The following is a 4,845-nucleotide window of genomic DNA, read 5'->3' on the forward strand; positions in this document are numbered from 1 at the left end:
ACCCCCGCCTGTAGGAACCTGCTTGGCGTCGCCGCCATGGCGTGTGGTCAGGTAGATACTGTGACCACTACGCGTCGAGGAGAACGCTATGAAGTAACTGTCGGCACAGAAAGCGGGCTGTTCATCGCTGCCGGGGCCGAAAGTGATCTGGCGTTCCATTCCGGTAAGCATATCCTGAACAAAAATACGATGACCGTAATCGGTCATGCGGCTGTACACCACCAGGGTTCCGTCGGGCGACAGGTTGGCCTCGGTGTTATATGTGCCGTTTTTGCTCACGCGTGTGACGGAACCGCTGCTCAGATCCTTGAGGAAAATCTGCGGGCCGCCCATACGTGAAGAGGTAAATGCCATCTTGGTGCCCGTGCTGTCAAATGTTGGCGAAACATTAATGGAATCGCCCTGTTCCAGCACGCGTTCTTTCTGGAAAACATGGTTCAGCTGAAAGATAACCGGATATTTGCCGTTGGACAGGGCCACGGCAACCTTGTTGTCGGGCATAAATGAGGGGCCGATGACCACGTTGCCGGGAAAGCGGATTCGCTGCACCTTGCCGCTGGAACGGTCCCACACGCCAAGGGCATGCGACTTTTCGTCAATGTGGGTAAAGACCACAAAGCGACCGTCGGGCGACCATGCGGGCGACATGGATTCACCGGGAATGTTGGTGATCTGGCGCAAATCGCGGCCCGTAGGCTTGACCAGCCACACGTTGGCGCTCATTTTGCCGGTCTTTTTGACAAAGGCAAGGGTAGAGCGGAAGAAAGAGCCGTTGCCGGTGAGGGCCTCAAGCAGATCAGCGCAGAACCTGTCGGCCACTTCGGGCAGATCGTGGGCGGTTACCTTGGGGTATTCCTTGCCGAACAGGCGGCCACCGCTATTGGTTTCAAAGGCGCGAATCTGCACCGGGCGAGTGCCGCTGTCGCCCTCTGGCCAATAGGTGGTCACGACAATGTCCGACCCGGCAAGCTGAAAACGCTTGAAATCGAGCGACGGCGGTTCGCAACCGGCCAGCACCACGCCGCCCAGTACAGCTCTGGGATCGGTAAGGCGCATAAAGGGCAAGAAGCTCAGGTTTTGCTGCACGATTTTTTGCAGATCAGAACCCATGCCGCTTGCCTCGGCCTGGGGGCCCTTGAGCGGAGCCGCCAGGGCAAGGTTAACAATGTTTTGCCCCGGACCATAAATGTCCACGCGCATGGCGGCCTGCGCCCCGCTTCCGAGAGCCAGCCAGAACCCCAGGGTCAGGAGAAGAAGCTGTTTTTTCATGGCGTCAGTATTCCTCATTCAGGCAGCGCGCCTAACGGCGCACCAGTGTAAGGGTGATGTCCAGCGTTCCCCCCACTTCGGCGGGCGGAGGGGGCAAGCTGCCTGCACGGCGTATGCCCCGCTGCACATATTTGTCAAGAAGCTTGTCGCCCGTGGGCGTAATTACCTTGAAATCTGTTATTTCTCCCTGGGGAGAAATTGTCAGCCGCAGTTTGGTCTGATATTCACCGGGCTCGGTTTCGGCGGGGATCAGCACGCTGTCCCGCAGTTGCCGTGTTACATCGCGGCGGTATTTTGTGCGGTCTGCCCCTGCTTCGCCAGCGGCAGGAGTTACCACCCGCCCTGCTGGGGTTGCGCCTGATTCTGCCCGGGCTGTTTCTGCCCTGGGCACCTCGGCCTTGGGGGTTGCCTGCTGCCGCGCGGTTTCCGCCTGGTGCGTTTCGGCCGCAGTATCCACATCACTGTGCCCGCCAAGGGCGGGGTCGCCATAGCTTGGCAGATTGTCTGCCTGCCTGCGTGCTTGGGGGGCTGCCTGCTGGGCTTGCCGCGTGCCGGAATTCTGCGGTTCCGCTGGTTGACTGCTTTTGCCAATAATCTGTGTGGCCGGGCCGTTGTCGCTGTTTTGCCCAGCTGTCAGCCGTTGATTATTGGTAACAGGTTTTTTTCTGTTGTCATCTGCTTTTTGAGGTGCGCGGGGGGCAACGGGGGCGGGGCGCACCTCTGGCACATCCTTGCCGCCTGATTTGGCTATGGCTTCTGCGCGTTCGCGGGCGCGGTCTTCTGCCGCTTCGGCCCGGGTATCGCCAAGGGCCGCCTCGGCCTTGCTTCTTGCTTTTACCTCTGCCCGCAACGCTTCTTCGCTGCTCAGTGTTTCTGGCCTGGGTTTGCCCTTGGGGGTGCCGTTCCAGAATGTCAGGTGTACGTCTATGGGCGCACCATAGGGGGGTGTGCCAAACGAACCTATCTGACGCACCGCGCCGCAAACGGAATTGTCGAATGCCTCAAGGCCCGATGATTTCAGGGGCTTGCAGTCTTCAACCTGGCCCCGGCTGTTGACGCTGACCTTGAGCCGAACCCTGAAATCACTTTTGAGAGCCGGTGGTGGAGCCCAAATTTCAATAATTTTGTCCAGCATACTGCCAGCATAGGTACTTTGGTCGGCGCTTGCGGCAGAAGCTGCAAATGCCCCGTCAACCGTGGCGCAGTAGAGCGCCACGGTAACGAGGCAAGAAAGAATGCAAAGTTTGCTAAGGTGCGTGCGCGGTTGGGAAGGCATATATCCTCCTGTAGTGCGCGCGTTACCGAATGCGCGTGTCTGTGGGGCCGTATGGGGCCCTGTTTAAAACCAGTTTGCCGGGCAGAGCAACGCTGAACCAGTTTTACACAGAAGAGACTGTTGTTCTCTGCAAAACGGGCTGCTGCCTCTGCCCCTTGCCTGTTTATGTCAGGGCCTAGCGGCCCATCAGCTCGTCGAGCGTGAACACAAGGTCAAGATCGCCGTAGTCTGCCGAAGGCGGAGGCGGAAACTGTCCGCTCTGGGCGGTGCGTACAATGGCGTTAACAGCCGAAGAGTCAAACTGCGAATTGCCGGAGCTGTGCGTTACCGTGGGATTTTGCAACAGCTTGCCCTGTCCGTCTACCCTGACATTGATGATGCAGCGCAGATTTACGCGGCCAGCCGAGGCAAAGCCCCAGTTGGGACGCACGGCCAGCATGACCTGCCCCATATACACATCGCCAAGGCCGCCGCCGCCAGGGCCTGTGCCTTCGCCGCCGCCACCACCACGGTTGCCGCCTGCGCGGCGCTGCGCCTGGGCCAGGGCCTGCTCCACAGCATTGCCACGGTCACCCGATTCTGCGCGCGATGTGGCCTTGCGCGCCTGCTGCAATGCCGCTGCCACAGGATCGACATTGGACTTTGCGTCCTTTGATTCCTTGGCGTCCTTCTTGGCATCGGCCTTTGGGGGCTCTGGCTTTTTCTGGTCCTTGGCCTGTTCCTTGGGGTGTTCTTCCTTGGGCTTGGGCTTGTCTTCCTTTTTCTGCGCGATGGGTTTGGCTTCTTCCTTGGGTTCCGGCTTGGGCTGCGGCTTTGGTTCCGGCTTGGGCTCCGGTTTTTTCACCTCTGCTGCGGCATCCTGTTTGGGCTGCGGCGGAACAGGCTTGGGCTCTTTGACTTCAGCGCGCTCGGGGGCGGCAACTTCCGCCTTGGGGGCGGGAGGCGTTGGGGCCATGGGGCCATCGCCGGGTTGCCCCATGTGCCCAAGAATGGGCGAGGGCGTGCGGTTACCGCCTGTAGCGCCTTCCACCAGACTGATCATGACCGGTGGCGTATCGAGCTTGATGGGCGGGCGACTGGGCCAGAACCATATGAGCAAGAATATGGCTGCGTGCAGGCAGAATGAAAGAACGTATGAGGCCAGGCGCATAGAGCAATCCTACTTTCGGGCGCGGGCGGGCTTGCCGCCCTTGGACGCGGCATCGTCGGGCTGTTCGGCGATAACGCCGAGTTTTTCAATGCCTACGGCCTTGATGTGACCCATGACTTCCACCACTGTGCCGTAAGGAACAGATTTGTCGGCCTGAAGAAAGAGCGTTTTGTTCTTTTCCTTAACCAGGCGCTGCAAATAGCCTTCAAGGTCTTCCATGGTTTCAACAGGGTATTCGTCAAGGTACATCTTGCCGTCATTGCGCACGGTCAACACCATGTGGTCGGCTTCTGTAGAGAGCACTTCCACCTGTTTTGTCTGCGGCAAATCCACTTCAAGTCCCTGGCTCATCATGGGGGTTGCCACCATGAAGATGATCAGCAACACCAGCATAACGTCCACAAAGGGCGTTACGTTGATATCTGATACAAATTTGCCGCCGCCGCCAACGCTAGCGCCCATGCTACATCTCCGTTGCGCCCGTGCGCTGCACGGGACGGTGGGCGTTGATTTCACGCTGTACGCGGTTGAGGAACACGCCGGCAAAGTTCACCAGCAGCGTATCAACCTGCGAAAGCTTGCCCATAAAGATGTTGAAGCCGATGGTGGCGGGTACGGCCACTGCAAGGCCGATGGCCGTGGCCACAAGAGCTTCGGAAATACCAGGGGCAACAGTGGCCAGCGAGGCCGACTTGAGCATGCCGATGGAGTGGAAGGAGCTCATGATGCCCCAAACCGTACCAAACAGCCCGATAAAGGGAGCCGTATTGGCGCAGGTGGCCAGCACGGAGAGCGAGCTTTGCAGGCGGGCCAGTTCTGTGCCCACACCCTGACGCAGCGCGCGGCGTACGTTATCGACCACCACTTCGCTGCTGTTGCCCAGTTCCTTGGAACGGTTGAATTCAAGCACGCCCTGATGGGCAATGTAGTACAGCGGCGAAGTAGGGTCAGACCCCAGCGACTGCACGGCCTCGCGCAGGTTTGCCGCCTTTTCGAAGCGTTCTGTGCCGCTGAGGGCCTTTCTGTTGGCAGCGCTCAGACCGATGAATTTCTGGATCATCAGCCCCCAGCTCCCAATGGACATCATGACCAGAAACGCCAGCACCGCCTTGGCCACCAGGCTTGCCTGGGCGATCATTGAAAAAAAACT

5 protein-coding genes are annotated in these 4,845 nt (G+C 59.2%); all 5 read right to left on the reverse strand.

Going from position 1 to position 4,845, the window contains the following annotated elements:
* Window positions 1-1,269: translocation protein TolB (locus ACE3NW_RS12005; protein ID WP_374283717.1), on the reverse strand; the 1,269-nt coding region annotated here is incomplete at its 3' end.
* A gap of 31 nt (window positions 1,270-1,300) precedes the next feature.
* A complete protein-coding gene (locus ACE3NW_RS12010) occupies window positions 1,301-2,545 on the reverse strand; it encodes a TonB family protein (RefSeq protein WP_374283719.1) in 1,245 nt (414 codons plus the stop codon).
* Window positions 2,546-2,720: 175 nt separating this feature from the next.
* Window positions 2,721-3,695, reverse strand: a complete 975-nt coding sequence (gene tolA / locus ACE3NW_RS12015) for a cell envelope integrity protein TolA (RefSeq protein WP_374283721.1) — start codon at window positions 3,693-3,695, stop codon at window positions 2,721-2,723.
* 9 nt (window positions 3,696-3,704) lie between these two features.
* Window positions 3,705-4,157, reverse strand: coding sequence for an ExbD/TolR family protein (locus tag ACE3NW_RS12020; protein ID WP_374283724.1), 453 nt, complete (start codon window positions 4,155-4,157; stop codon window positions 3,705-3,707).
* A 1-nt stretch (window position 4,158) separates the two neighbouring features.
* On the reverse strand, window positions 4,159-4,845 hold a 687-nt coding region (tolQ, locus tag ACE3NW_RS12025), incomplete at its 5' end, for a protein TolQ (RefSeq protein ID WP_374283726.1).

The organism is Desulfovibrio sp. (assembly GCF_041907885.1).
Classification (GTDB): domain Bacteria; phylum Desulfobacterota; class Desulfovibrionia; order Desulfovibrionales; family Desulfovibrionaceae; genus Desulfovibrio.

Bases quoted from the DNA above. Each gene is read 5' to 3' on its own strand.
- ACE3NW_RS12010 (WP_374283719.1), bottom strand. From the start codon at position 2,545: ATGCCTTCCCAACCGCGCACGCACCTTAGCAAACTTTGCATTCTTTCT.
- tolA (WP_374283721.1), bottom strand. From the start codon at position 3,695: ATGCGCCTGGCCTCATACGTTCTTTCATTCTGCCTGCACGCAGCCATA.
- ACE3NW_RS12020 (WP_374283724.1), bottom strand. From the start codon at position 4,157: ATGGGCGCTAGCGTTGGCGGCGGCGGCAAATTTGTATCAGATATCAAC.